The organism is Mesorhizobium japonicum MAFF 303099 (assembly GCF_000009625.1).
Taxonomy (GTDB): Bacteria; Pseudomonadota; Alphaproteobacteria; order Rhizobiales; family Rhizobiaceae; genus Mesorhizobium; species Mesorhizobium japonicum.
On the sequence record NC_002678.2, the window covers coordinates 6,435,710 to 6,461,946 of the forward strand.

Below are 26,237 nucleotides of genomic sequence, written 5' to 3' on the forward strand. Positions count from 1 at the left end.
TGCTTGGGTGACCGGGGCGGCGGACCGCTTCGCGCTGGCCGCTTGCGCCGCGCCGGGAAGGCGCGTTGAATCGGGATCAACAAGGGCGATTTCAGAACCAGCGGTCATGGACGAAAAGAAGGCAGCAATCCTTGGCGAAATACCGCGACTGCGCCGCTACGCACGCTCGCTGTTGCGCGACCGGGATTCTGCCGACGACCTCGTCCAGGACTGCCTCGAGCGCGCACTCATGCGGCTCGACAACTGGCAGACGGGAGAAAGCCCCAGGAGGTGGCTGTTTACGATCATGCATCATTTGTTCATCGACCAGATGCGTAAGGTGAACCGTCGCGGCGAAGCGGCGATGCTGCCGCTGGAAGCAGGCGAGGCGGTTGCCCAGCCGGCCGAGCAGTTGGAGGGCATCGCCTCGCGTGAGATCATCCACGCGCTGCAGGCGATCAGCCCCGATCGCCGCGCGGCCCTTGTCATGGTCGCCATCGAGGGCTTTTCCTATGCCGAGGCCGCCAACATGCTGGGCGTTCCCGCCGGCACGCTGATGTCGCGCATCGCGCGCGGGCGTGAGGAACTGCGCGGGTTGCTGGATGACACGGCGCGTCGCCGCGCGATAAGGATCGTCGAGAAATGATCCGCCGCGATTTTTCAGAACGTGACATCCATATGGCGCTCGACGGCGAACTGCCTGCCGACGAGCGCGCCGCCTATGATGCCTGGCTCGACGCCAATCCCGAGATGAAGGCCAGGAGCGCCCGCTTCACAGCCGACCGGGAGGCGCTGCGCTCGGCTTTTGCCGGCGTGCTGGATGAACCTGTTCCCGCGCGCTTGCGCAAGGTGGTGCTCGGCGAAGCGCCGGTTAAGGCTGCGGTGCCGCGATCGCGCTGGTGGCTTGCCGCAGCAGCTGCCGTGCTTTTGGCCACGGGCGGATTTGGCGGCTACTTTGCCGGCATGGACGGCGTCGGACAGGAGGATCCGGCGGAGGATCGGCTCGCCGAACAGGCGATTGCCGCCCATGTTATCTACGCTGCCGAGAAGCGGCATGCCGTGGAAGTGCCGGCCAGCGACAAGGATCATTTGCAGACCTGGCTGTCCAACCGGGTCGGGCTGAAGCTGGTGGCGCCGGACCTGACCGCGAACGGCTTCCAACTGGTTGGCGGCCGCTTGCTGCCCGCCGGCGAAGCTAAGGCCGCGATGCTGCTCTACGAGGACGACAAGGGCGAGCGCATATCCCTCTTCGTCACCGCGGAATCGGTGGAGAATGCCAAGGGCACTTATGCTTCGGCGCAGGACGGCCCGCAGGCCGTCTACTGGCTGGACAAGGGCTATGGCTGCGCCGTCGTCGGCTCGCTGCCGCGCGAGCAATTGGCGGTCGTGGCTAAGAATGCCTATGGCCAGCTTCTGGCAGGCCTCGCAAGCTGAGTTGGCCGCAATTGTTCGCAGCCAATGGCCTGTCAGAATGGCGATCCTGTTCAAAGCCCACGGGCTTCCTTGCCGCCGCGGAAACTGTCACAATTCGGCCCTAATCAAGGAGCGATAGCGCTTGATGAATACCGGCGCTTCGGCCGGTGTTTGCGACGCTTTTGACCGGGGCCGTTTCCGCAACGCAATCGAGGTTTTCTCAAGTCGCATGCCTGCCGAGATCCGTACGGCCCGCGCGTCTGATGTCGATGATCTCGCCGCTATCGAGAAAGCCGTTTTCTCGAGCGATCGCATTTCCCGTCGCTCCTTTCGCCTGTTCATCGAGCGGGAGACCGCCGAGACGCTGGTCGCCGAAGTCGACGGCCGCGTCGCCGGCTATGCAATCGTGCTGTTTCGCAAGGGCAGTGGGGTGGCGCGTCTCTATTCCATAGCCGTCGGCCCATTTTTCGGCGCGCTTGGCATCGGGCGCCAGCTTTTGACCGCGGCGGAGGAGGCAGCCTTCGAGCACGACCGCATGATGCTGCGTCTCGAAGTGCGCGAGGACAACAGCCGGGCCATCCGCATCTACGAGCAGGCCGGCTACCGCAAGATTGGCCGCGAGCCTGGCTATTACGAGGACGGCGCGACCGCGCTTCGTTATGAGAAAACCCTGCGCGGCGACCTTCCGGTCGCCACCAGGGTGCCGTTCTACCAGCAGACCTGCGAGTTCACCTGCGGCCCATGCTGCCTGATGATGGCCATGGCGAATTTCGACCGCGGCTTCGTGCCCGACCCGGTGATGGAAATCCGCCTGTGGCGCGAGGCGACGACCGTCTTCATGATGTCGGGGCCGGGTGGCTGCGAACCATTCGGCCTGGCTGTCTCGGGATATGAAAGCGGGCTCGCGGCGGAGATCTTCGTTTCCTTCTATGGCGCGCTGTTCCTGCAATCGGTGCGCAGCGAGGACAAGCGCCGGGTGATGGAACTGGCCCAGGTCGACTTTCGCCGCCGCGCGGAACTTTATGGCATCCCGGTGAATTGCCGCCCGTTCACCCTCGATGACATCCGCACCGCGATCGCTGCGGGAAAACTGGTGCTGGTGCTGATCAGCGGTTTCCTGATGTTCGGCAAGAAGGTGCCGCATTGGGTGCTGGCCATCGGCGACGATGGCGATCATATTCTGATCCACGATCCCTGGGTCGAGGACGAAAGGCAGGAAACCATCCTTGATGCCGCCAACATTCCCGTGCCCTACGGCATCTTCATGAACATGGCGCAGTTCGGCCGCGACGGACTGCGTGCCGCCATCACTCTAGGGAAGCGCGACACACAATGACCTGGGTCATCCTTACCGGCCGGCAGAGCGATCTCGACCAGGTGGCGACACCACACAAGATCATCACCAATCGCGACTATCTCGCGCATCCGTCGCTGTTTCGCGGCCAGCGGCCTAAGGTCATCAACCTGTCGAACAATTACGGCTACCAGAGCCGTGGCTACTATGCCTCGCTGCTGGCGAGTTCACGCGGCCACAAGGTCATTCCGACGGTCGAGACGATGATCGACCTGTCCGAACGCAAGCTCTACGAACATGCGCTGCCGGAACTGGAGCTGGCACTCAACAAATGCCGCAAGGATCTCGGCGGTGTCTTTCCTGCCAAGGTGTGCATCTTCTTTGGCATCGGCCCCTCCAAGGTCTGGGACCGCTTCGCCAAGCTGTTGTTCGACTGGTTCCGGGCGCCGGCGCTCGAGGTCCACATCAAGGACAGCGCGGAATGGGCTTCAATCCGCAAGATCGGTTTCCATCCGCTGGCGCGCATGACCGAGGACGAGGAAAAAAGCTTCATCCAGTGCCTGGAGACCTACACCAACCGTGAATGGCGCGACACCAAGGGGCGCACGCCGGCGCGCTACACCTTCGCCACGCTGGTCGATCCGCACGAGGAACTGCCGCCGTCGGAAATCTCCTCGCTGCGCTACTGGGCCAAGATCGCCGAAAAGATGGGCGTCGAAATCGAGCCCATCACCAGGAAGGACCTCGCCAAGCTCGCGAACTACGATGCGCTGTTCATCCGCGAGACCACCTCGATCTCCAACCATACCTATCGTTTCGCCCGCCGCGCCCAACAGGAAGGCATGCCCGTCATCGACGATCCGCTGTCGATGATCCGCTGCACCAACAAGGTCTATCTCAACGAGCTGATGGCCTACAACAAGGTGCCGGTGCCGCCGACCGTGATGATCGCCGGCACCTCCGACTTCGAACTGGCCGCGCAGACGCTGGGCTTTCCGCTGGTGCTGAAGATCCCGGATTCGTCCTTCTCGCGCGGCGTCAAGAAATGCGAGAATATAGAGGAACTGACACGGCTCGCGACCGAGTGGCTGGAGGATTCCGACCTTCTCATCGCGCAGAAATTCATCCCGACCGAATATGACTGGCGCGTCGGCGTGCTCGGCGGCCAGCCGCTGTTTGCCGTGCACTACCTGATGGCCAAGAAGCATTGGCAGATCGTCAACCACAAGGCCAATGGCAAGCCCGACCAAGGTGGCATCAAGACCTTCACGCTGAAGGAGACGCCGGCCCATGTCGTCGAGACGGCGGTCAAGGCGGCGCGCTGCATCGGCGACGGCCTCTACGGCGTCGACCTCAAGGAGACCAAGGACGGCGTCTTCGTCATCGAGGTCAACGACAACCCAAATCTCGACCATGGCTGGGAGGATTCCGGCGAGAAGGACGAGGTCTGGGTGCGGCTGACGCAGTGGTTCCTGGAGCGCCTCGACCGGCCGGGGCGGTAACGGTTCAACTCTATCTCTTTGTTTTAAAGCAATTCCGGACGGAAAACCGCTTCACGCTTTTCCAAGAATTACACTGGGGGGAAAACATGCAGTTCATCGTGATCGAGGATTTCACCGGCTGCGACCGCAAGGATATCTACCGCCGTTTCCGCGATCGGGGCCGCCTGAAGCCGGAGGAGCTTGTCGTTCACCACAGCTGGATCGCCGCGGACATGAGCCGCTGCTTCCTGCTGGTGGAGACGGACGACGTCACGCTGCTGCAGCGCTGGGTGATCGAATGGGCCGATCTGGTTGAGTTCGAGATCATTCCGGTGGCGACCAGCAAGGACATGGTGGCGGCCTTGAGCGGGCACCTCTGACCACGCGAGCCTGACGGGTCAACGCAGCGCCGGCGAGCCCACAGCGCGACGGCATTCCTCGATCAGCCAGTCGCGGAACGCCGCCACGACATCGCGCCTGGCGCTGCGCTCCGGAATGGTCAGGCAATAGGGCTGGCGCAGCGCGATCACCCTGGCGGCGGGCCGGACCAGCCTGCCGTCTTCCAGCGCCTCGGCACAATAGACCCCTTGCGCCAGTGTGACGCCGAGCCCCGAAATGGCAAGGTCGAGGGCGGCGCGCGACGAGTTGGCGGACAGGCCCCGCTGCGCTGCCCGGCCAGGCTGGACACCTTCAGCCTCGAACCAGTTGCGCCAGGACGGAAACGAGGCGCCGGTCGGTCCCCAGTCGGTGTGGATCAGCGGCAGCCCGGCGAGCGGACCGCCGTCCGCCTTGATCGCGCTGGCAAGCCCCGGTGCGCAGACGGGATAGACGGCGTCCCGGGCGATGTCCTCGGTAGGGTGCTCGCGATAGTGCGGACCATAGGAGAGCCTGATATCGATCAGTTCGCGATCGAACGGCACCGGGTCGTCGTCGCCGCGCAGCGAGATGTCGGCGGCGCCGTGGCTTGCGACGAAGCCCGCCAGACGCTGCGAAAGCCAGCCCATCGCCATCGAAGGCGGCACCGATACAACCAGGCGCGGGCGGAAGGCATCGCCGTCCAATTCGCGCGAGACACTGCCGATTTCCTGGAAGGCCATGGTCAACCGTGGCAGTATTTCCACTCCGGCCTCGGTCAGCACAACCTTGCGGTTGACCCGATGAAACAGCTTGCGGCCCATCTGTTCCTCGACGGTGCGGATAAGCTGGCTGACAGCAGCCGCCGAGACCGAAAGCTCTTCCGCCGCCGCGGCAAAGCTGCCCGCGCGCGCCGCGGCCTCGAAAGCCTGAAGTCCTTTGAGCGATGGAGATGTGACCATAATCGCCAGATAGATAAGATGGACTTATCAAAATCGCAGGAATCGTCGTTTTTGAAAAGTTTTTTCACCAACTAGAATAGGCCTTATCAAGTCGCCAGCCCGGATCGAAACCGATGGACCATCGCGACATCATCGCGTCACTTGCTCCCGAAGAGCGCAGTCGCCTGACCGCCAAGTCCAACGCTGCGGGTCTCGTTCAGCTCGGCGCTCATTGGGGGGCGATTGCGATCATCGGATCGCTGATCGCCGCGAAAGTACCATTCTGGCCGCTCCTGATGCTGCCGCAAGGCATCCTGATCGTCTTCCTGTTCACGCTGCTGCATGAGACGGTTCATCGCACGGCCTTCGACACGCAGTGGCTGAACGATTTCGTGGCGCGGGTGTGCAGCCTGGCGCTGGCGCTGCCGGCCGACTGGTTCCGCTATTTCCATTTCGCCCATCACCGCTTCACGCAGGACCCCGAGAACGATCCGGAGCTGGCGTTTCCCAAGCCGGAAACGCTGCGGCAGTACCTCGTGCATGTTTCCGGCATCCCGCTGTGGTGGGGCCATCTCAAGACGCTCTACGCCAATGCGGTTGGCGGCAGCCAGGAGAGCTATGTGCCGCCGAAAGGCCGGCCCAAGGTGCGGGCCGAAGCGTGCGCCATGATTGCCTTCTACGCCGTCGTCCTTCTGCTCGCCGTCTATTTTCGGCTCTCCGTGCTTGTCTATGTCTGGATCATTCCCGCTCTGTTGGGACAGCCGTTTCTGCGCCTCTATCTGCTCGCCGAACACGGCCGCTGCCCGTTCGTGGCCAACATGCTGGAGAATACGAGAACCACGCTGACCAACTGGGTAGTGCGCAAGCTCGCCTGGAACATGCCGTTCCATGCCGAGCATCACGCCTATCCCGGCGTGCCGTTTCACCAATTGCCGCAGTTTCACGCACTGATCGAGCGGCATCTGAAGGTGGTCGAGCCCGGCTATGTCAGCTTCCACGAGAAATATGTGGAAACGTTGCGTTGATGAAGATGCGCGGTCGGCAACCGGTCGCACCCGCTGAGGACGCGACCGGCGTGAGGGGCTAGACCTGTGCGGTGCCGCCGTCGACGAACAGCTCAGCCCCGGTGACAAAGCTGGAATCATCGGAGGCCAGGAACACTGCCGCCTTGCCGATCTCGTCAGGGTCGCCGAGCCGGCCCATCGGCACCTGGGTAGCAAGGAAATCAAGCAAACCCTTCTGCTGTTCGGCTTCGGGTCCGGCAAGTTCGGCGAGGCCTGTCGTACGGGTCGGACCGGGGCTGAGGATGTTGACGCGGATCTGCCGTTCCTTCAGGTCGATTATCCAGCTGCGGGCAAAATTACGCAGCGCCGCCTTCGACGCGCCATAGACGCTAAACGCCGCGGCGCCGGTTGAGCCGGCGGTCGAACCGGTCAGGATTACCGAGGCGCCGTCGGCCAACAGTGTGAGCGCCTTCTGCACCGTGAACAGCACGGCCTAGACGTTGCGGTCGAAGGTTTCGTCAAAGTGCTGCTCGGTTATCTGGCCGAGCGGCAGCATGGAGCCGCCGCCGGCATTGACCGAGAGCACATCGATGCGGCCGCTTCGCGCTTTCACCTGCGCGTAAGCCGATCGAGATCGGTGAAACTGGTCGAGTCGGCCTGGATGCCGGTGGCGTGCTTGCCGATTGCCGCGACAGCCTTGTCGATCTCCGCCTGTCGCCGCCCGGTGATGTAGACGTGCGCGCCTTCGGCGGCGAAGCGCTTGGCAATGCCAAGGCCGATACCGCTGCTGCCGCCGGTAACCACGGCGATCTTTCCTTCGAGTTTGTTTGTCATTTTCGTCACTCCTGTTGTGGGTGACAGAGACATATGGACAGGTTGATCATTTCGAAATAGCAATGCTTGCAAACAATCATTGCAGGATTGGCGATGTCGAAAGCTCCGGATTTTGAAGGTTTGGCCATGTTCGCCAAGGTCGCGGAGGAGCGTTCCTTTGCCGCCGCCGCGCGCGTGCTCGGCCTGTCGGTGGCGACCGTGTCACGCGGTGTCAGCCGTCTGGAGGAGCGGCTTGGCGCCCGGCTTTTCAACCGGACGTCGCGGCGTCTGGCACTAACGGATTTCGGTCATCGGCTCGCCGAGCGTGCGTCCCGTCTCTACCGCGATGCGGAGGACGCCGAGAACGCGGCCCGCGAACTGTCGGCCAGTCCGCGCGGTCTTGTACGTCTGGCCGTTCCAATGTCGTTCGGGCTGAGGTGGGTGGCGCCGCTGCTCCCTGATTTCTTCAAGCTCTATCCCGACGTGTCGATTGACATGCATCTAAGCGATGCAGTCGTCGATCTGATCGGCGAGGGGTTCGACGCAGCCTTGCGGATTGCCGTGTTGCCGGATTCTTCGCTGGTTGCCCGGCGCCTGTGTAGTATTGCGCCGTTCATCGTTGCTGCACCATCCTATCTCGCCAGGCATGGCCGGCCGAGCACGCCACGCGACCTCGACGCACATCACTGTCTTGGCTATGCCTATCGGCCGCGACAGGATGTCTGGCATTTCAGCAATGCCGCGGGCGATGAAGAGGTTGTCACCCCGTCAGGACCATTGCGGGTCACCAATTCCGACGCCCTTGTTCCGACCGTGCTGGCCGGAATCGCGATCGCCGAGCTGCCGGAATTCATTGCCAGCGAGTATCTTGCCGATGGGCGCCTGCAAGCGATCCTGACCGACTGGACTTTGCCGAGGGGAGCGCTGTATTTCGTAACGCCGTCGGCTCGCGCGCGCCCGGCGAAGGTCGAAGCCGTCGCGGGTTTTATGGCTGCCCACCTGTCAAGACCGAGCTGGCAGCCGATCAATCCATAGAGGGCACGGCGTCTGCCTCCCGAATGGATCAGCCGGTCTGGCTGTGTAGCGCACGCGCCTTCAACAGACGCTGGATGTCCGCCGCCTTCGACGGCACGCCGATCAAATAGCCTTGCGCCTCTTCACAACCATTGTCGCGCAGCATGTCGAGTTGCACCTCGGTCTCGACGCCCTCGGCGGTGACGACAATACCAAGCTCGTTGCCGAGCCCGATGATGGTGCGGACGATCGCCGCCGTGTCGCGATTGCCCATATCGCGGATGAAGGAGCGATCGATCTTGATCTTGTCGACCGGGAAACGCCTGAGATAGGCGAGCGAGGAATAGCCGGTGCCGAAATCATCCAGCGCGATGCGGATGCCGAGATCGCGCAGCTGCCGCAGCGTCTTCAGCACGGCTTTGCTCTCGTCCATCAGCACGGTTTCGGTGATTTCCAGCTCCAGCTGTCCGGCCGGCACGCCGGAAAAAGCCAAGGCCGAGATGACGCTGCGGGCAAACCCACCGCTTTTGAGCTGCACGGCCGAGACATTGACCGCGATGCGCAGGCCGGGAGGCCAGCTGGCCGCCGCCGCGCAGGCCTTCCTCAGCGCCCACTCGCCGAGCGGCACGATCAGCCCGGTCTCTTCGGCGACGGGAATGAACGCGTCCGGCGCGACAGTGCCGCGCGCAGGGGAATGCCAGCGCATCAAGGCCTCGGCGCCGATGATCTCGCCGGAGGCGATGTTCATGATGGGCTGGAAATCGAGATCGAACTCCTGGCGCGGCAGCGCCGCGTCGAGGTCGACTTCGAGCGCCCGCCGAGCCTGCACGATGGCGTCCATCGCGGGCTCGAAGAAGCGATAGAGGTTTCTCCCTTCGCTCTTGGCCCGATAGAGCGCCGTATCGGCGTTTTTCAGCAGCGTATCGGCGTCCCTGCCATCTTGGGGGAAAACAGCGATGCCCAGGCTGATGCCGATATGCATATCCCGGCTCTTGTCGCGAAACTGTTTTGCGATGGCCTCGACGATGCGTTTCGCCAGTTTTTCGGCATCGGCGATGCCCTTCGAGTTGAACTGCATGACGACGAACTCGTCGCCGCCGAAGCGGGCGACGACGTCCGTCTCATTGTGCAGGCAACGCTGCAGCCTCTCGGCGACGCTTTTCAAGAGCCAGTCGCCGGCGGGATGTCCCCAGGTGTCGTTGATCGCCTTGAAGCGGTCGAGATCGAGCGAGAAGATCGCCAGCGGCGGTGCCGCCGCATCCTCCAGCGCCAAATCGAGCCGTTCGCGGAACATCGAGCGATTGGGCAGTCCGGTCAGCGTGTCGTGATGCGCAAGATGGATCATGCGCTCTTCGGTGCGTCGACGTTCGGTGACGTCGTCGAAGGTCACCACCCAGCCGCCGCCGCTCATCGGCTGGCGCGTGACCAGAACCGTCCTGCCGTCGGTTAGGTAGCGATAGGCCGAGTGCATTTTTGCCACCACCAGACAGGCCTCGGTCTTGGCGACTTCGCTGTCGACGTCGATCTGCTGATAGATGCCGATTTCCAGCAGTTTTTCCAGCGCATCGCGATGCGTCGTTCCAAGCGGGAAGTCCGCCGCGGTAACGTTGTAGAGCTCCAGAAAACGCCGGTTGCGCACGATCATCTTGCCGTCGGCGTCGTACATCAGCAGGCCTTGCGACATGTTGGCGAGTGCCGCGTCGAAACGGCGATGTTGCTCCTTGAGGTCCTGCTCGGCGCGCCGCTGTTCGGTGATGTCCTCGTAGATCGAAACCCAGCCGCCCAGGGCCAGCGGGCGGTGCGAGATGTTGATGATGCGACCATCCGACAGCGTCTCTTCGTAGGTCGAGGGTTTCGCCTGGTCGATATAGGGTTTGCGGACGGCATAGAGCTCGTCGGCGCTTTGCGAGGCGATGCCGATGTCGACGCTGTGCCGCAGGATGTCGATGAAGTGGATGCCCGGTCGTACCAGCTTGGCGTCGAGGCAGAAGATGTTGATGTAGTTGCCGTTGCAGATGATCATGCGTTCGTCGGCGTCGAACATGCACAACCCATGCGACATGTTCTCGACAGCGGCCGAAAAGCGTTCGTTCTGTTCGCGCAGCTCGTCTTCCATGCGGCGCGGGCGCTCCACGCCTTCGGCCGCCCGCTCCGGCACGATCGAACCATCCTTGACATCCACGACGGGCATGAGGCGCGCCTGCGGTGCGTGATCGAACACCACACTGTTGCCGTTTCCGGTTAATTTAGCGTTCTCTACCCTACCACCGACGTCGCAACTGGATGCCGCGATTTCTCAAGCGCCGAAAACCGCTTCAGGAAGGCATCCTGCGCCCAGGTGACCGAGCGTGGTGTGAAATCGAAGCGCTCGGCTGAAAAACCGCGCGGACGGCCGAAGAATTCGGTCGCTTCGGCGGTCGAGAAGCCGGCAAGCAGCGTTGCCTCGAAATAGGCTGCGATCTGGTCGGCGCGCTTGATGTCCCTGCGCACCGCCGCGGCCGGTTCGGCCGGCAGCGAAAAGCGCTGGTGGATGGCACGCTGCAGGCGCAATTCGCAGTCCTTGTAGCTGCCGCCCATCACCGACTTAAACGGCGAGATCATGTCGCCAATGACATATTCAGGCGCGTCATGCAGCAGCGCGGCAAGCCGGTCGGTGGCAGAAGCCTGAGGCACCAGGTCATTGAACAGGGCTTCGACCAGCAACGAGTGCTGGGCGACTGAAAACGCATGCTCGCCGCTGGTCTGGCCGTTCCAGCGGGCGACGCGGGCGAGCCCATGGGCAATGTCCGAAATCTCGATGTCGAGCGGAGAGGGATCGAGCAGGTCGAGCCGGCGGCCGGACAGCATGCGCTGCCAGGCGCGCGGCGGCGCCCCGGTGCGGTCCGCCGCCATCAGGCTTCCTCCGCGCTGACGGTTTCCTGCGGAAAACTGAATTTGGCCCAGGCGGGAATGGCGAGCCGCACCGGAACGTCGCCGGCCAGGATCGGCTGGCCGGCGTCCAGTGCCACCTTGACCCTGTCGATGCGGGCAATGGCAAGCCCGATGTCGCCGGCGCTCGAGCCGAGCGTGCCGACCGGCCGGCCCTCGACGGTGAGTTCGGTGCCGGGGGCGGGCAGGGCAAGCCCGGCCTGCACGATCAGCACACGTCGCCTGGCGGTGCCGCGATGCTGCATGCGCGAGACCACTTCCTGGCCGACATAGCAGCCTTTCTTGAAGCCGACCCCGCCGGTCTCATCGAGAAGCACGTCATGCGGGAAGGCGTCGCCCAGCGCATAATCGGCACCGCTCTCCGCCATGCCGTGGGCGATGCGGAAGGCCTGCCACGCGGCGATGTCGCCGGCGTCCGCAATGCCGGCATAGGTGCGTGTGACGCTTTCCTTGGCAAAGCGCTTGTCGGCAAACGCGGTTGAATCATTTTCTGAGGCGATTGACTCTTTTCCCCACGCAACAGCGACAAGCGACTGTTCCGACTTGGCAATCTCGACCTTGGCGCGAAGTTTGTAGAGCATCAGCCGGCGAACAAAATCATCTGAAATGTCGGCCCGGCATTCCAGCCGGAAGGCGTTTTCGCCGGCACGCGAGATCAGGAAGTCGAACAGGATCTTGCCTTGCGGCGTCAACAGCGCGCCAGGCTTTGTTTCGCCGGCGCCAAGCGTATCGAGATCGGTGGTCAGGATGTTTTGCAGAAAATGCTCGGCATCCGGGCCGGAGACGGAGATGAGCGCGCGGTCTTTCAGCAGGGCAAAGGGCATGGGGAGGATAAACGCCTGATCTTGCAAAACGGTTGGCCATTACGTAAGCCGCTGACACTCCCCCCGCAAGAGAGCATGGCCATGACCTACGACCTCATCCTGACAGGCGGCACAGTGGTCAACCATGATGGCGAGGGGGCACGTGACATCGGCGTGAAGAATGGACGCATCGCCGCAATAGGCGATCTCCGCCAGGCCTCGGCCGACGAGACGATCGACTGCCGCGGCCTGCACATCCTGCCGGGCGTCGTCGACAGCCAGGTGCATTTCCGCGAGCCGGGACTGGAGCACAAGGAAGATTTGGAAACGGGCTCGCGGGCGGCGGTGCTTGGCGGTGTCACCGCGGTGTTCGAGATGCCCAACACCAACCCGTTGACCACCAGCGAGGCAACGCTGGCCGACAAGGTGCGGCGCGGCAGTGGGCGCATGCATTGCGACTTCGCGTTCTGGGTCGGCGGTACCCGCGACAACGCCAGGGATGTCGGCGAGCTTGAACGGCTGCCAGGCGCCGCGGGCATAAAGGTCTTCATGGGATCGTCCACCGGCGACCTGTTGGTCGAAGACGACGAAGGCGTCGCGTCGATCCTGCGGAACACCCGCCGCCGTGCCGCCTTTCATTCGGAGGACGAGTTCCGGCTGCGCGAGCGCCTTGGCGAACGCATCGAGGGCGACCCGTCATCGCATCCGGTTTGGCGCGACGAGATCGCCGCCTTGCGTTGCACCGAACGGCTGGTGCGCATTGCGCGCGATGTTCGCGCCCGCATCCACGTCCTGCACATCTCGACCGCCGAGGAGATCCTGTTCCTCGAACAGCACAAGGACGTCGCGACCTGCGAGGCGACGCCGCACCATCTGACGCTGAGCGCCGACGACTATCTAAGGCTCGGCACGCTGATCCAGATGAACCCGCCGGTGCGTGCCTCCCGCCACCGCGATGGCGTCTGGCACGGCATCGCGCAAGGTATCGTCGACGTGCTCGGCTCCGATCACGCGCCGCATACGCTGGCCGAAAAGGCAAAACCCTATCCGGCCTCACCGTCGGGCATGACCGGTGTGCAGACGCTGGTGCCGATCATGCTCGACCACGTCAACGCCGGCCGGCTGACCTTGCAGCGTTTCGTCGATCTCTCCAGCCACGGCCCGCAGCGTATTTTCGGCATGGCCAGAAAAGGCCGCATCGCCGCCGGCTACGATGCCGACTTCACGGTTGTGGATATGAAGCGGCGCGAGACCATCACCAATGCGCAGGCCGGCTCCAAGGCCGGCTGGACGCCTTATGACGGCAAGGAAGTCACCGGCTGGCCGGTCGGCACCGTCATTCGCGGCCGCCGCGTCATGTGGGAAGGCGAAATCGTCACGCCCGGGCAGGGCAGGGCGGTGGAGTTTTCCGAGGCGTTGCCTGCTTAGAGCCTCAAACTCCCCTTGTGAGGTTGGACCGAAAGTTCGGGTGGACGCGGCGCCGCCCCCTTGCTCCGAGGGGCAGGGGTAAGCCCACTCAGTCTCCGGCGACGAAAAATGTCCACTGCCCTGCAGGCGTGATGCCGACGCGATAGAAAATATAAGCGCCGAACTGCTTCATGTCGTCGAAATCGCCGGCTGTGACGATCTTGAACAGTTCGACACGCTGCTTGGCGTCGAGCTTGTCCAGCGGCAGCGCGAAGAAATACGGCCAGACATAGAGTTCCTGGGCTGTTCCGGCGTCGACATGGACATAGCCGGCGCTGAGCACTTCCTCCAGGATGGCCAGGATCTCCTGGCCGTCAGGGTCGCCGGACAGGCCTTTGAGGAAGGCGATGGCGTCGCCATCTATGTCGGCCAGCGACAGCTGGGTCATGCTGTCGCCCTTGCCGATCAGGGGCCGGAGCTTTTCGATGTCGCCGCTCTTGCAGGCCTCGATGATCAGATCATGCATGCGCCGCACGGGCTCGGGCAGCTTGCTAAGGTCGTAGACCACCTCGGGCAACGGCGCCTCGGGATCGACACGCGGCCTGTTGCTGCCGCCATCCGCTGGACTGTCGGGCTCCGCCGCGTCAGGAGCGGCCGGCTGCTGGCCGGTGGAAGGCGGCGTTCCGACCGGGGCGGGCATGGGAACCGCGCCGCCGGGCGACGAGACGTCGTCATCCGCTGACGGTGTGACAGGTGAGGGAAGTTCTTCGCGTTGGATCTCGCTCAGCGCATAGGCCGGGCTGCTTTCCAGACACGTCACAAAGGCAATCGCTGCACAGCAAGTGGCGAGACGGATGTAGAGGACCAAGCCCTTCGGCCCGCCTGACATCGGAAAATTCACTGCCCGTATCTCCTTGGCTCCCGGGCATGATGCCCAAACGGCACTCGATCGTCAAAGAACCGGATGTCGGTTCAGTGCCGCAGCCGCTCGGGTTCGAAGGCGCCAGCAATCACCTTTTCACGCATGCGGTCGAGCAGGGCAAGGGCCGACGTCTCGCCATTGGCGCGCAACATTTCACCGAATGCGGTCTCAAGCGCCGCCTCGGCAATGATCTCGGGCTCGATGCCGGCTGAAAGGCCTTCGGCCCAGGCTTCGCTGTGGCTTTCCACTGCCGTCAGGCGTTTTTCTTCCCTGACCAGCGCGTCGATGTCGTTGACACCATGTTCCATAAGCGATGTCCACCCTTTCAAGCTGCGATCCATCAGTGCGGATCTGGCTTGATCTGTTCCGTTTACACGCAGCCCTAAGTAAGTATCTGTAAATACGACATTTTTTTGATCGTCTTTTACAGCAGACGGCTGTGTTTGGCGAAGCTGCGTTTCAACCCGGATCAAACTTAGCCGATTAGGCCGGCCTGCGGGGTGAAAACCTTCAGTTTGAGTTAATTTCGCATTCTCGCGGTAACGTTTGATTAACGTTGTTGCAGAAGTGCAACATCAGGTTTGCACCAAGACACAGGCCGCTACAAGCCAGATTTGTCCGACATGCCCAGCGACGGCTCGGATATCTGTTGATGGACGCCTAGTTGCCATAGCGCGAGGCGATATCGCGCGACAGCGTCTCGCCTTCCTTCATATAGCGGCTGATGGCTTCCGTGGCTGAAGCGGTGCACTGCGTATAGGTGCCGCCGAAGGAACGATAGCCGCGATTGAAGCTGGCAATGAAGCGGGCGCGACGCTCGGGATCCGGATTTTCCGAATCGAGCAGTTTCTCCATCTCGCCACGCCACTGGTCGCCCTTCTCGCCGCACAGATTGCGCAGGAAATGCAGCGACCCCAGCACCTCCGCCAACCGCATCAGCCCCGGCTCGAACGGCGACTCGGCGCTAAACGCCGGCCGCACGGCCACGGCCGTACTGGCGGCAAGGCATAAAGCGACAAGAAAGGGAGCGCGGCTCATAAGTCTATGTGACCAAACAATTTGTCGCCTGCAAGGCGTTTCCGGCGCGGCGGCTGGGGGATTCAGCGGCTTTCAGGGGAACCAGCAAGTCGGCCAAGCAGATCTTCCGCCACCGCGAACACCGAGCCGGCAAGCGGCAGCGCCGTCATCTCACGGAGCGTGTAGAAGGCAGCTGTCTCGGCATCGTCGCTGGCCACGGCCTCGCCGCCTGCATAGGCAGCGCCGAAGACCGTGAGGCGGTAATCGACCGGGTGGGAATCGTCCCTGCCGTCGATATGGATTTCCCGAAGCGGGCGAAAACCGGTGGCACGCAAACCGGTCTCTTCCTGCAGTTCACGCTTGGCGGCATCCTCCAGCGTCTCGCCGGCCTCGACCTTGCCGCCAGGAAAGGCATAGAGACCCTGCGAAGGTTGCCGCGCCCGCTTGACCAAGAGCACGGTGTCGCCACGCACCACGGCTACCGAGACCGCCGGCAGTATCTTTCGCGTATCGCTCATGGCTCCCAATCGTTCGACCGCCGCAGCCGCTGTGGACGGTCAGCACCGGACAGCTTTAGCGGTTGCGGTGCGGCTGTACCATCGCCACTTTCTGGCGGAACCATTCGAAGGCAGGAGCAATCGATCATGTGCGGACGTTTTGCCTTGACCGCCACGCCGGATCAGACCGCCGCCTTTCTCGGCCTGGCCGAGCTGCAGGATTTCCCGGCGCGCTACAACATCGCGCCGACGCAACCGGTGCTGATGGCGACCGCCGGCGCACCACGGGCGCCGGGCTCCAATTTGCCGGACCTGCAACCGATGCTGGTGCGCTGGGGGCTCATTCCCACCTGGGTCAAGGACACAAGGGAGTTCCCGCTGCTGTTCAACGCGCGCTCGGAAGGCGCAATCGAAAAGGCGTCGTTCAAGGCCGCCATGCGCCATCGCCGCGCGCTGGTGCCGGCGTCTGGCTTCTACGAATGGCGGCAGAGCGGGGGCAAGAAGGGGCAGCCCTACTGGATCCGGCCCAGGCATGGCGGGCTGGTCGCCTTTGCCGGCCTGATCGAGATCTATGCCGAGCCCGGCGGCTCGGAAATGGACACCGGCGCCATCCTGACGGTCAACGCCAATACCGACATTGCCCATATCCACGATCGGATGCCTGTGGTGATCGATCCCAGGGATTTCGCCCGCTGGCTGGATTGCCGCACGTTGGAGCCGCGCGATGTCGCCGACCTGCTGCGGCCGGCGCAACTCGATTTCTTCGAAGCTATCCCCGTCTCCGACCTCGTCAACAAGGTCGCCAACACCGGCCCTGAGATTCAGCAGAGGGGCGAGGTCGGGCCGGAACCCGAGAAGACCAGGCGCCAGAAGCCCGACGCGGACGACAGTCAGATGACGTTGTTTTAGAGGATACCGCTTTTCGAGGCGTATGTGAGCGCCTCATGCCCGGCGCCTTTGGCGCCGGCGGCACTGCTTCAGGCAGCGCGGGGTGATACGATCTTCGGCGCCGGCTTCTTTTTCTTCGCGGTGTGAAGAAGGGCGGCGACGATCGCGGCCGGGCCGATGGCGCGATAGTGGCTGGCCAGCGCCGGTTGCTTGGCGCGGGCGGCTTCCTGCTTGCTTCGAGGCATGTTTCTCTTCCCAGGTAACGTTTTCGTGTTCGCGTTTGACCGTTGAATCCGACCAAATCGTGACGTTTGGTGATCTAGCCGGCGAATGTTTCATGACTGTGCCGACATGTTTAATAAAATGTTTCACTGCCTGATTCCGCGTGATCGGGCGACGCGTTTCCCAATCTTTACAGCGTTTTTCTTGGAAGCAGCGGCTTGACGGCAACACTGACCAAGGCGATAAAGCCGCCCATGAAAACGTCTTTCGCCATTTGTGGCATTTGCATTATTGGCTAGCCTCGCGCTGGTCCGGACGTTTTCGCCTCATCTTTTCCCAGAGTGGACAAACGCCCCGGCCAGCAGGCTGGAGTCTGATTTGCGCCTCGGCGCGGGCCTGGCTCCATCCAGATAGAAGTTCTGAACCGGGAAGGCATGGAATGTCCGACGCATCGCAGGGCCTGCGCCTCTACAACACACTGACACGTGCGAAGACGGACTTCGTTCCGATCGATGCGCTCAATGTGCGCATGTATGTCTGCGGCCCGACGGTCTACGACTTCGCCCATATCGGCAATGCCAGGCCGGTTATCGTCTTCGACGTGCTGTTCCGCCTGCTACGCCATCTCTATGGGCAGGCGCATGTCACCTATGTGCGCAACATCACCGACGTCGACGACAAGATCAACGCGCGTGCGCTGCGCGATTTCGGTAGCGAGATATCGGCCGGAAAGCTGTCGCTCAACGAAGCCATCCGGCGGGTGACCGAAAAGACCGCCGACCAGTTCCACAGGGATGTCGCCACGCTCGGCTGCCTTGAGCCGACGGTCGAGCCGCGCGCCACCGAATTCGTCGAGCCACGCGCCGACGGCAAGGCCGACATGATCACCTTGATTCAAAGCCTGATCAAACGCGGCCATGCCTATGCCGCGGCAGGCGAAGTTCTATTCGACACCGCGTCGATGCCGGACTACGGACAATTGTCGAAGCGCAATCTCGACGAACAGCAGGCCGGCGCCCGCGTCGCCGTCGACGCGCACAAGAAGAACCCTGGCGATTTCGTGCTGTGGAAGCTGTCATCGCCGGAAGAACCGGGCTGGCAGAGCCCATGGGGCAGGGGCCGGCCGGGCTGGCACATCGAATGCTCGGCGATGTCGGCAGCCTATCTCGGCGAGGTGTTCGACATCCATGGCGGCGGCCTCGATCTCATCTTCCCGCATCATGAGAACGAGATCGCCCAGTCGCGCTGCGCCCACGGCACATCAGTCATGGCCAATGTCTGGATGCACAACGGCTTCCTGCAGGTCGAAGGGCAGAAGATGTCGAAGAGCCTCGGCAATTTCTACTCGATCCACGAACTGCTGGAGACGGAGACCTTCGGCGGCCGCAGCTGGCCCGGCGAGGTGCTGCGGCTGGCGATGCTGATGACGCACTACCGCGAGCCGATCGACTTTTCCGTGCGCAAGCTGGAGGAGGCCGAGAACACGCTGCGCAAATGGAAACGCGCCGCGGATCTGGCGCCTGCGGCAGGGCAGTTGCCGGTGGAGGTGATCGATGCCTTGTCGGACGATCTTGCCACCTATGCCGCCTTCCAGGTGCTGACGCAGTTGGCCGGCGAGGCCGCGGACGGCAACGAAGCCGCCGCTGCGCTGAAGGCGTCGCTGCTGTTCCTCGGCTTCGATGTCGCCTCGGCCGACATCGATGAAGATGGTGTTGCCAAGGCGATCGCCAATCGCCTCGCGCTCATCGCCGCAAAGAACTGGACCGAGGCCGACCGCATCCGCGACGAGTTGCTGGCGCAAGGTGTACAGTTGAAAGACGGCAAGGACCCCGTCACGGGCGAACGCATCACCACCTGGGAGGTAAAAAGATGATCGACCATCTCGGCATAACCGTGGCCGATTTCGATGCTTCGAAGGCTTTCTACGACAAGGCGATGGCTCCGCTTGGCGCCTTGCTCCTTTACATGGTGCCGCTGGAATACACCGGCGGCGCCAAGGTCGGTGGTTATGGCCGTGACCGGCCGGTGTTCTGGCTGAGTTCGGCCAAGGACAAGCCGAGAGATCGCCAGCACGTCGCCTTCACCGCGCGCAGCCGCGCCGAGGTCGATGCCTTCTATGCCGCGGCATTTGCCGCCGGCGGCAAGGACAATGGCGGGCCGGGCCTGCGCCCGCACTATCACGCCAACTATTACGCCGCCTTCGTCTTCGACCCCGACGGCAACAATGTCGAGGCCGTCTGCCATGCCTCGGAGTGACCAGCGATGAGCCTCGACAACCGGCCGACCTACACCGGCGGCTGCCAATGCGGCGCGGTGCGCTTTCGTGTCGAGGGTGCGCTTGGCGACGCTTCGATCTGCCATTGCCGCATGTGCCAGAAGGCGTTCGGCTCGTTCTACGCGCCGCTGGTATCGGTGCGCGGCGCCAGGCTCGACTGGACGCGCGGCGAGCCGAAATACTTCCGCTCTTCCAGCCATGTCGACCGCGGCTTTTGCGCCGATTGCGGCACGCCGCTGACCTTCACCGCGCCGGATGGTGTCGGTCTCGCCATCGGTGCGTTCGACAATCCGGCGGAGATCGTACCGCTGATCCAGTGGGGTACCGAGGCAAAATTGCCCTATGTCGACACGATCCCGCAATTGCCGGGCGAGGAGACGATGGCCGACATATCGTCGGCCCCCTATCTTGCCGATCTCGTCTCCTACCAGCATCCGGACCACGACACCGAACAATGGCCGCCGAAGGAAAGATCATGACCGAAACAATACGAACCGGCGGCTGCCAGTGCGGCGCGGTGCGCTTTCGCATCAAGGGGGCGCTCGGCCGTCCGTCGATCTGCCATTGCCGCATGTGCCAGAAGCAGTTCGGCTCGTTCTTCGGTGCGCTGGTCATCGTGCCCAAGGATGGCGTCGAATGGACCCATGAAGAACCGAGCTATTTCCAGTCGTCGGTCAACATCGATCGCGGCTTCTGCGCCCGTTGCGGGACACCGCTGACCTACCGGCAGCCCGGCGGATTGGAGATCGCCATCGGCGCCTTTGACGACCGTTCCGATCTCGCCCCGCAAATCCAGGTCAACTACGCCGCGCGGCTGCCCTGGGTGGAGACGATCTTCGATCAGCCCATCCATCAGGACCCCGACTACTATGCCCGGCAGGAACAGATCATTTCCTTCCAGCACCCAGACCATGAAACAGCGGACTGGCCGACCAAGGGTTTGCAGCTATGAGCAGCCAATTGCGTAGCCTCTATCCCGAGATCGAGGCGGTCGAGTCCGGCATGCTCGACGTCGGCGACGGCCATCAGGTCTATTGGGAACGTTCCGGCACCAAGGGTGCCAAGCCGGCCGTGTTCCTGCATGGCGGGCCGGGCGGCACCATCTCGCCAAAACACCGGCGGCTGTTCGACCCAAAGCTCTACGATGTCATCCTGTTCGACCAGCGCGGTTGCGGAAAGTCGACGCCGAACGCCTCGCTGGAGGCCAACACCACCTGGCATCTCGTCGCCGACATAGAGCGGCTGCGCGAAATGGCCGGCTTCGATACATGGCTGGTGTTCGGCGGCTCCTGGGGCTCGACGCTGGCGCTCGCCTATGCCGAGACGCATCCCGATCGCGTCAGCGAACTGGTGGTACGCGGCATCTATACGCTGACCCGCGCCGAGCTCGAATGGTATTATCAGTTCGGCGTCTCCGAGATGTTTCCCGACAAGTGGGAGCGTTTCCTGGCGCCGATCCCCGAGACCGAGCGCGGTGACATGATGGCCGCCTACCGCAAGCGGCTGGTCGGCTCGGACCGCAAGGCGCAGCTGGAAGCGGCCCGCGCGTGGAGCCTGTGGGAAGGCGAAACCATCACGCTGCTGCCCGAGCCGGAAACCAGCGGCAAGTTTGGCGAGGACGACTATGCCGTCGCCTTCGCCCGCATCGAGAATCATTATTTCGTCCATGCCGGCTGGCTCGACGAAGGGCAGCTGCTGCGCGATGCCTGGAAGCTCAAGGATATCCCCGGCACCATCGTCCATGGCCGCTACGACATGCCGTGTCCGGCACGTTACGCCTGGGCGCTGCACAAGGCCTGGCCGAAGGCCGATTTCCATCTGATCGAGGGCGCCGGCCATGCCTATTCGGAGCCCGGCATCCTCGACCGGCTGATCCGCGCGACGGACAAATTTGCAGGCAAATGACCATGACCCGCGAGCGCCTCTATCTCTTCGACACCACATTGCGCGATGGCCAGCAGACGCCGGGCATCGACTTTTCCGTCGAGGACAAGATCGCAATTGCAAAACTGCTCGACGAATTCGGCATGGACTATGTCGAGGGCGGCTATCCCGGCGCCAATCCGACCGACACGGCCTTCTTCCAGCAGAAACGCACGGCAAGCGCCAAATTCGTTGCTTTCGGAATGACCAAGCGGGCAGGGGTGTCGGCATCCAACGACCCCGGCCTTGCGGCGCTTGTGCAGTCGAAATCCGACGCCATCTGCTTCGTCGCCAAGAGCTGGGATTATCATGTCCGCGTCGCGCTCGGCTGCACCAACGAGGAGAATCTGGAGTCGATCAAGACTTCGGTGGAAACCGCTGTCGCTTCGGGCAAGGAGGCGATGGTCGATTGCGAGCATTTCTTCGATGGCTTCAAGGCCAATCCGGACTATGCCTTGGCCTGCGCCAAGACGGCATACGACGCCGGCGCACGCTGGGTGGTGTTGTGCGACACCAATGGCGGCACGCAGCCCTCGGAAGTGCGTACCATCGTCGCCAAGGTCATCGCCTCGAGCATACCGGGAGATCATCTCGGCATCCATGCCCATGACGACACCGGCCAGGCGGTCGCCAATTCGCTGGCCGCGGTCGAGGCCGGCGTGCGCCAGATCCAGGGCACTCTGAACGGCATAGGCGAGCGCTGCGGCAACGCCAATCTGATCTCGATCGTGCCGACACTGGCGCTGAAGCCGGCATTCGCGGATCGCTTTGTATCAGGCATTTCGGCCGAAGCGCTGACCGGCATTTCGCGCCTGTCGCGCGCATTCGATGAATTGCTGAACCGCGCGCCGGAAGCGCAGGCGCCCTATGTCGGCGCCTCGGCTTTTGCCACTAAGGCCGGCATCCATGCCTCCGCCCTGGCCAAAGAACCGGCGACCTATGAGCATGTGCCGCCGGAATCCGTCGGCAACCGCCGCCGCGTCATGGTCTCCGACCAGGGCGGCAAGGCCAATTTCCTCGCCGAGCTGAAGCGGCGCGGCATCGAGGTGCCCAGGGACGATCACCGGCTCGACGCGCTGATATCAGTCGTCAAGGAGCGCGAGGCCGAAGGCTATGCCTATGAGGGCGCCGACGCATCCTTCGAGCTCCTGGCGCGCAAGATGCTGCATGGCCTGCCGGAATTCTTCAATGTCACCTCATTCCGCTGCATGGTCGAGCGCCGCTTCGACGCCAACGGCAATCTGAAGACCGTCTCCGAGGCCATCGTGAAGGTCGAGGTCGACGGCGAGGAGAAGATGTCGGTGGCGGAAGGCCATGGTCCGGTCAACGCGCTCGACATCGCGCTGCGCAAGGATCTCGGCAAATATCAGAGCGAGATCGTCGACCTCGAACTCGCCGACTTCAAGGTGCGTATCCTCAATGGCGGCACCGAGGCCATCACCCGCGTTCTGATCGAATCGCATGACGGTACCGGTGCGCGCTGGTGGACGGTCGGGGTTTCCGAAAACATCATCGACGCCTCGTTCCAGGCGCTGATGGATTCGATCATCTACAAGCTGATGAAGAACCGTGAGATGGCCGGGCTTGTTGCCGCCGAATAAGGTTGAACCATAAGCGAAAGTCCATTGATCCATCAGAACTTTGTGATGGTCTTGCCAAGGTTACTGGGCCATAGCGTTGGGCCATGGTCACTGAAGCAATTACCCTGGACGCAGAGTCAAAAGGCCGTCGCGGCTTCCTGCTGGCGCTGGGCGCCTATCTCTTGTGGGGGTTGCTGCCTTTCTACATGAAGGCGGTGGCGCATCTGCCACTTGCCGAGGTGATCGCCCACCGCATCGTCTGGTCGGTGCCGATCGCCGCGGCGGTCCTGGTCTGGGCCGGCCGCACGGCGGACTTCAAGGCGGCCATTCGCTCCCCCCGCACCATCGCCATGGCGGCGCTGACGGCGGCGCTGATTTCGGTCAACTGGGGCATCTATGTCTGGGCGATCGCCGTCGACCGCACCGTCGAGACCGCGCTTGGCTATTACATCAACCCGCTGGTCAGCGTCGTCGTTGGTGCGCTGCTGCTTGGCGAGCGACTCGACCGTTTGCAGATCGCGGCGGTGGTGCTGGCGACGGTCGCCGTCACGGTGCTGACAATCGAGGGCGGCAAGCTGCCCTGGGTGTCGCTGGCGCTGGCGTTTTCCTTCGCCGCCTACGGCTTTTTCCGCAAGACACTGCCGATCGGCCCAAGCCAGGGCTTTCTGCTGGAAGTGCTTTTGCTGTCCGTGCCGGCTCTTGGCTGTATCGTCTACCTGATCGCGACCGGACAGGACCACATCGTATCCAGCACCGGCACCGACACGGCGTTGCTGATCGGCTGCGGTCCGGTCACGTCGGTGCCGCTGCTTTTGTTTGCGTTCGGCGCCAAGCTTTTGCGCCTCTCGACCATCGGCATCATGCAATACATCGCGCCGACCATGGTGTTCCTGATCGCGGTTCTGATCTTTGACGAGCCGTTCGGCACGGCACAAGCCATTGCCTTTGTCCTGATCTGGACGGCGCTGGCGATGTATTCCTGGTCGATGCTGGTCACGGCGCGACGGGCGGCGGCTACATCTGTCCGAGCCGCCTGACGAACAGGTACGTCACGCCGGCGATCAGCAGCGAAACCGCCGTCACTACCCAGAAACCCATCGGCGTGTCGACCAGGGGCAAACCGCCGACATTCATGCCGAACAGGCCCGAGATGATGGTCATCGGCAACAGCACCGCCGTCATGACCGAGAGAATGTAGAGAAGCTGGTTCGACTGCATGGTCAGTTTCGCCATCAGCTCGTCCTGCAACAACCTTGTGCGTGCCTGCAACTGCTCGCCGTCATTATAGAGGGTGAGTGCCCGGTGCGAGAGCCTGGCCGCCATATCGTTGATCAGATCGGGTAGCTCGTCGCGATGCGAATGGTCGAGATGCCGGAACAGGTTGGTGAGTGTCGCCATCTGCCGGTGGATCACCACCAGTTGCCGGCGCGCCTCGACCAGCGCCTGGCGTTCATTGTGCCATGCATCGCGCACGACGCGGTCCTCTATGCCGTCGAGCGCATCGCCGAGCTTGCCGAGCTCACTCGACATGCCGTCGAGCGACTGGCCCATGACCGCCTCGATCAGGTCCGACGGCGAGCGGAATTTCCGCGATCCATTCTCCACCGCCTTGCGGATGGCGTCGACGGACTCCAGCGGCTGCTTGCGGGCGCCGATCAGCATCGTGTCGTTGAAAGCGAAGCGGAAATGGACGAGCCCACGCGCCTCCGAGAAGTCGTGCTTGAGGTCCGGCAGATCGCCATAGAGCCAGCCATCCTCATAATCGATGTGGCAGCCATGGCTGGGGGCGAGGAATGCGTCGCGTGCCGGGGCCGGCAGGGCCTGCTCGGCGCCTATCTCCTGGCGAGCGTGGAGGTCGGTGATCTGGTAGCTGCGCCAGGTCCAATGGGCTTGCGCGGGATCCTTGGTGCGCACGCCCTCAGCGGTGAAATGGTAGATGAAGAACAGCCCGTGTTCATCGGGCAAATAGGGCGAAAGGTCGGTGCCTTCGGCGGGGAGGGCGATGTTCACTTGTCGCTTCTCCAGATGGTCCAAGCAACGAACCGCGCAAGCGGCTCAACTCCAAGGTCTTAGCATGCGAGAAGCCGGTTTCGTGTGACAGTTTCTTGACAGCTGATCACAGTGTGTCGAGCAGGGAGCGCGGTGACGGCGCCTTCACCGCCACCGCGTCGCGATCGGGGCAACTCAGTGCTTCGGCCCAAATCCGGGATAGGGGTTCAGCGGCACGATGGCCGCGATCTCCATCATGCCGGCCTTGATCAGCGGCAAGGTGGCGAGGTGGCCGCGCACTTCGGCGTCGTCGGCCGCCTCGAACATCATGCCGCTGCCGGGGATGTCGCCACGGTTCCAGACCTGGCGCACCGCACCTTCGGCGTAGAGCGTGCGGCGCTGTTCGGCCTCGCCTGGCAGAAGCGGTGCAAAGTCGGCGTCGGCGAACTTTGCGGTGTTGCGGGTGAGAAGGGCAAAGAACTGCATGTCGGTCTCCTTTGGTTGGGATGACCGAATATCCCTGAGACTGGTCAGACTGTCCAAGACTGATTAGGATAGAGTTCAGACCTGTAAGGACTTGATCGCCAGGGAAAAGATGTTCGACCTGCGCCAGCTCCGCTACTTCATCACGGTCGCCGAAACCGGCAATGTCGGTCGCGCCGCCGAAATCCTGCACATTTCGCAATCGCCGCTCAGCCGGCAGATCATGCAGCTCGAGGAGCAGCTGGGCGTCGCCCTGTTCGAGAGGGCAAGGCAGCGGGTTCATCTCAATGCCGAGGGCCGCGCCTTTCTCACCGAGGCCCGCGCACTGATTGCCAATGCGCGGCGCGTGGAGGAGTTCGGCCGCAGCCTCGCCAGCGGCGCGGTCGGCCGTCTCGCCATCGGCTATGTCGAGGGCGCCGTGCATGCTGGGTTGGTCGCCGGCATGCTCGGGCAATTTCGCCGCGAGCGGCCGCAATTGCATCTCAGCCTGATGAGCCTCCGCTCCGCCGCACAACTGGAAGGGCTGCACCTGCGCACGCTCGATCTCGGCCTGGTCTATTCACCGCCGCCGGCCGACTATCCTGAAATTGCCTCGATGCTGGTCCGCCGCGAGCCATTGGTGCTGGCGATACCCGAGGGCGATGCGCTTACGGCTGTCGCCGACATCGGCCCGCATCACCTCGACGGGCGCCCGTGGGTCACCGTGGTGCGCCAGCCCGCCGACACCAACCGCGGCCAGTTCCTGGCCGCTTGCATCGAGGCCGGCTTCGTGCCCGACATCGCCTATGAGACCGCCGATCCGTTGACCTCGCTTGGCCTGGTCAGCGCCGGATTGGGCCTGGCGACGGTGCAGCAAAGCCTGCGAAGCGCCGCGCCGCCGGGAATAGTCTTCCGCGACCTTCCCTGGTTCAAGCGCAGCGTGGCGATTTATCTCGCCTGGCGCCGGCAGGATGAGCGCGCGGTGATTGGGGATTTGCGGAAGGCAGTAGGCAGTAGGCAGTAGGCAAGCC

28 protein-coding genes and 1 pseudogene are annotated in these 26,237 nt (G+C 63.1%); 17 read left to right on the plus strand and 12 right to left on the minus strand.

Translation table 11 applies throughout. From position 1 onward, the window contains the following. Nucleotides 1–106 precede the first annotated feature (106 nt). From MAFF_RS31640 to MAFF_RS31660, 5 genes are all read left to right on the plus strand, one after another. The gene (locus MAFF_RS31640; RefSeq protein ID WP_044549821.1) at nucleotides 107–625 is read left to right on the plus strand and encodes an RNA polymerase sigma factor; all 519 of its coding nucleotides are present in this window, start codon (nucleotides 107–109) and stop codon (nucleotides 623–625) included. Next, a complete protein-coding gene (locus MAFF_RS31645) occupies nucleotides 622–1,413 on the plus strand; it encodes an anti-sigma factor family protein (protein WP_010915111.1) in 792 nt (263 codons plus the stop codon). Before MAFF_RS31640 ends, MAFF_RS31645 begins: the two co-directional genes overlap by 4 nt. A 208-nt stretch (nucleotides 1,414–1,621) precedes the next feature. Next, on the plus strand, nucleotides 1,622–2,728 hold the full coding sequence (locus MAFF_RS31650; RefSeq protein WP_044551583.1) for a peptidase C39 family protein: 1,107 nt from the start codon (nucleotides 1,622–1,624) through the stop codon (nucleotides 2,726–2,728). Then, nucleotides 2,725–4,188 carry a RimK family alpha-L-glutamate ligase gene (locus tag MAFF_RS31655; RefSeq protein ID WP_010915113.1) on the plus strand — a complete coding sequence of 488 codons (1,464 nt, stop codon included), beginning with the start codon at nucleotides 2,725–2,727 and terminating at the stop codon, nucleotides 4,186–4,188. The genes MAFF_RS31650 and MAFF_RS31655 overlap by 4 nt, the downstream gene beginning before the upstream one ends. A gap of 86 nt (nucleotides 4,189–4,274) precedes the next feature. Next, a complete protein-coding gene (locus MAFF_RS31660) occupies nucleotides 4,275–4,547 on the plus strand; it encodes a DUF3303 domain-containing protein (RefSeq protein WP_032929525.1) in 273 nt (90 codons plus the stop codon). An 18-nt stretch (nucleotides 4,548–4,565) separates the two neighbouring features. Here MAFF_RS31660 and MAFF_RS31665 read toward each other — a convergent pair whose 3' ends face one another. Further along, the gene (locus MAFF_RS31665; protein WP_010915115.1) at nucleotides 4,566–5,483 is read right to left on the minus strand and encodes a LysR substrate-binding domain-containing protein; all 918 of its coding nucleotides are present in this window, start codon (nucleotides 5,481–5,483) and stop codon (nucleotides 4,566–4,568) included. A gap of 113 nt (nucleotides 5,484–5,596) precedes the next feature. Between MAFF_RS31665 and MAFF_RS31670 the strand changes: the two genes are divergently transcribed. Continuing rightward, nucleotides 5,597–6,487, plus strand: a complete 891-nt coding sequence (locus tag MAFF_RS31670) for a fatty acid desaturase family protein (protein WP_010915116.1) — start codon at nucleotides 5,597–5,599, stop codon at nucleotides 6,485–6,487. 58 nt (nucleotides 6,488–6,545) lie between these two features. Here MAFF_RS31670 and MAFF_RS31675 read toward each other — a convergent pair. Then, nucleotides 6,546–7,300 (minus strand): annotated as a pseudogene (locus MAFF_RS31675) (SDR family oxidoreductase). Nucleotides 7,301–7,393: 93 nt separating this feature from the next. Here MAFF_RS31675 and MAFF_RS31680 point away from each other — a divergent pair. After that, entirely contained in the window at nucleotides 7,394–8,314 is a 921-nt protein-coding gene (locus tag MAFF_RS31680; RefSeq protein ID WP_010915118.1) for a LysR family transcriptional regulator, read from the plus strand. A 28-nt stretch (nucleotides 8,315–8,342) separates the two neighbouring features. On the opposite strand, the gene MAFF_RS31685 is transcribed toward MAFF_RS31680, so the two are convergent. The 3 genes from MAFF_RS31685 to MAFF_RS31695 all read right to left on the minus strand — a co-directional run bounded on the left by MAFF_RS31685 (nucleotide 8,343) and on the right by MAFF_RS31695 (nucleotide 12,045). Continuing rightward, nucleotides 8,343–10,484 carry a putative bifunctional diguanylate cyclase/phosphodiesterase gene (locus tag MAFF_RS31685; RefSeq protein ID WP_044551585.1) on the minus strand — a complete coding sequence of 714 codons (2,142 nt, stop codon included), beginning with the start codon at nucleotides 10,482–10,484 and terminating at the stop codon, nucleotides 8,343–8,345. A gap of 65 nt (nucleotides 10,485–10,549) precedes the next feature. Beyond that, the gene (locus MAFF_RS31690; protein WP_010915120.1) at nucleotides 10,550–11,185 is read right to left on the minus strand and encodes an HD family hydrolase; all 636 of its coding nucleotides are present in this window, start codon (nucleotides 11,183–11,185) and stop codon (nucleotides 10,550–10,552) included. Continuing rightward, nucleotides 11,185–12,045, minus strand: a complete 861-nt coding sequence (locus tag MAFF_RS31695) for a YgfZ/GcvT domain-containing protein (protein ID WP_010915121.1) — start codon at nucleotides 12,043–12,045, stop codon at nucleotides 11,185–11,187. The genes MAFF_RS31690 and MAFF_RS31695 overlap by 1 nt, the downstream gene beginning before the upstream one ends. 75 nt (nucleotides 12,046–12,120) lie before the next feature. Between MAFF_RS31695 and MAFF_RS31700 the strand changes: the two genes are divergently transcribed. Continuing rightward, nucleotides 12,121–13,452: a dihydroorotase gene (locus MAFF_RS31700; RefSeq protein WP_044549827.1), complete on the plus strand. Its 1,332-nt coding sequence runs from the start codon at nucleotides 12,121–12,123 to the stop codon at nucleotides 13,450–13,452. An 88-nt stretch (nucleotides 13,453–13,540) separates the two neighbouring features. On the opposite strand, the gene MAFF_RS31705 is transcribed toward MAFF_RS31700, so the two are convergent. The 4 genes from MAFF_RS31705 to MAFF_RS31720 form a co-directional block, all read right to left on the minus strand. Continuing rightward, a complete protein-coding gene (locus tag MAFF_RS31705) occupies nucleotides 13,541–14,332 on the minus strand; it encodes a hypothetical protein (RefSeq protein ID WP_010915123.1) in 792 nt (263 codons plus the stop codon). A gap of 71 nt (nucleotides 14,333–14,403) precedes the next feature. Further along, nucleotides 14,404–14,661 carry a hypothetical protein gene (locus MAFF_RS31710; protein WP_008874920.1) on the minus strand — a complete coding sequence of 86 codons (258 nt, stop codon included), beginning with the start codon at nucleotides 14,659–14,661 and terminating at the stop codon, nucleotides 14,404–14,406. A gap of 352 nt (nucleotides 14,662–15,013) precedes the next feature. After that, nucleotides 15,014–15,391, minus strand: coding sequence for a TIGR02301 family protein (locus MAFF_RS31715; protein WP_010915125.1), 378 nt, complete (start codon nucleotides 15,389–15,391; stop codon nucleotides 15,014–15,016). A 62-nt stretch (nucleotides 15,392–15,453) separates the two neighbouring features. Further along, nucleotides 15,454–15,888 (minus strand): NUDIX hydrolase, encoded by a 435-nt coding sequence (locus MAFF_RS31720; RefSeq protein ID WP_010915126.1) that lies wholly within the window; start codon nucleotides 15,886–15,888, stop codon nucleotides 15,454–15,456. Between the two features lie 126 nt (nucleotides 15,889–16,014). Here MAFF_RS31720 and MAFF_RS31725 point away from each other — a divergent pair, with 126 nt between their 5' ends. Next, nucleotides 16,015–16,776 (plus strand): SOS response-associated peptidase, encoded by a 762-nt coding sequence (locus MAFF_RS31725; protein ID WP_044549833.1) that lies wholly within the window; start codon nucleotides 16,015–16,017, stop codon nucleotides 16,774–16,776. A 68-nt stretch (nucleotides 16,777–16,844) separates the two neighbouring features. On the opposite strand, the gene MAFF_RS40160 is transcribed toward MAFF_RS31725, so the two are convergent. Then, nucleotides 16,845–17,000, minus strand: coding sequence for a hypothetical protein (locus MAFF_RS40160; protein ID WP_010915128.1), 156 nt, complete (start codon nucleotides 16,998–17,000; stop codon nucleotides 16,845–16,847). A gap of 416 nt (nucleotides 17,001–17,416) precedes the next feature. On the opposite strand from MAFF_RS40160, the gene cysS reads away from it, so the two are divergent. The 7 genes from cysS to rarD all read left to right on the plus strand — a co-directional run bounded on the left by cysS (nucleotide 17,417) and on the right by rarD (nucleotide 23,792). Next, nucleotides 17,417–18,850, plus strand: coding sequence for a cysteine--tRNA ligase (cysS, locus tag MAFF_RS31730; RefSeq protein ID WP_010915129.1), 1,434 nt, complete (start codon nucleotides 17,417–17,419; stop codon nucleotides 18,848–18,850). After that, nucleotides 18,847–19,233, plus strand: a complete 387-nt coding sequence (locus MAFF_RS31735; RefSeq protein WP_010915130.1) for a VOC family protein — start codon at nucleotides 18,847–18,849, stop codon at nucleotides 19,231–19,233. Before cysS ends, MAFF_RS31735 begins: the two co-directional genes overlap by 4 nt. Nucleotides 19,234–19,239: 6 nt before the next feature. Beyond that, nucleotides 19,240–19,731: a GFA family protein gene (locus MAFF_RS31740; protein WP_010915131.1), complete on the plus strand. Its 492-nt coding sequence runs from the start codon at nucleotides 19,240–19,242 to the stop codon at nucleotides 19,729–19,731. After that, nucleotides 19,728–20,204, plus strand: a complete 477-nt coding sequence (locus MAFF_RS31745) for a GFA family protein (protein WP_010915132.1) — start codon at nucleotides 19,728–19,730, stop codon at nucleotides 20,202–20,204. The genes MAFF_RS31740 and MAFF_RS31745 overlap by 4 nt, the downstream gene beginning before the upstream one ends. Beyond that, nucleotides 20,201–21,157, plus strand: coding sequence for a prolyl aminopeptidase (gene pip, locus MAFF_RS31750; protein ID WP_010915133.1), 957 nt, complete (start codon nucleotides 20,201–20,203; stop codon nucleotides 21,155–21,157). Before MAFF_RS31745 ends, pip begins: the two co-directional genes overlap by 4 nt. Continuing rightward, nucleotides 21,154–22,776 (plus strand): citramalate synthase, encoded by a 1,623-nt coding sequence (gene cimA / locus MAFF_RS31755; RefSeq protein WP_010915134.1) that lies wholly within the window; start codon nucleotides 21,154–21,156, stop codon nucleotides 22,774–22,776. Before pip ends, cimA begins: the two co-directional genes overlap by 4 nt. 83 nt (nucleotides 22,777–22,859) lie before the next feature. Next, a complete protein-coding gene (rarD, locus tag MAFF_RS31760; protein ID WP_010915135.1) occupies nucleotides 22,860–23,792 on the plus strand; it encodes an EamA family transporter RarD in 933 nt (310 codons plus the stop codon). On the opposite strand, the gene MAFF_RS31765 is transcribed toward rarD, so the two are convergent. Both MAFF_RS31765 and MAFF_RS31770 read right to left on the minus strand, forming a co-directional pair. Further along, the gene (locus MAFF_RS31765; protein WP_010915136.1) at nucleotides 23,770–24,765 is read right to left on the minus strand and encodes a transporter; all 996 of its coding nucleotides are present in this window, start codon (nucleotides 24,763–24,765) and stop codon (nucleotides 23,770–23,772) included. The genes rarD and MAFF_RS31765 overlap by 23 nt on opposite strands. Nucleotides 24,766–24,939: 174 nt before the next feature. Further along, nucleotides 24,940–25,230, minus strand: coding sequence for a muconolactone Delta-isomerase family protein (locus tag MAFF_RS31770; protein WP_044549841.1), 291 nt, complete (start codon nucleotides 25,228–25,230; stop codon nucleotides 24,940–24,942). A gap of 109 nt (nucleotides 25,231–25,339) precedes the next feature. Here MAFF_RS31770 and MAFF_RS31775 point away from each other — a divergent pair, with 109 nt between their 5' ends. After that, complete coding sequence (locus tag MAFF_RS31775; protein WP_010915138.1) at nucleotides 25,340–26,230, plus strand: LysR substrate-binding domain-containing protein; 891 nt, start codon at nucleotides 25,340–25,342, stop codon at nucleotides 26,228–26,230. Nucleotides 26,231–26,237 lie beyond the last annotated feature (7 nt).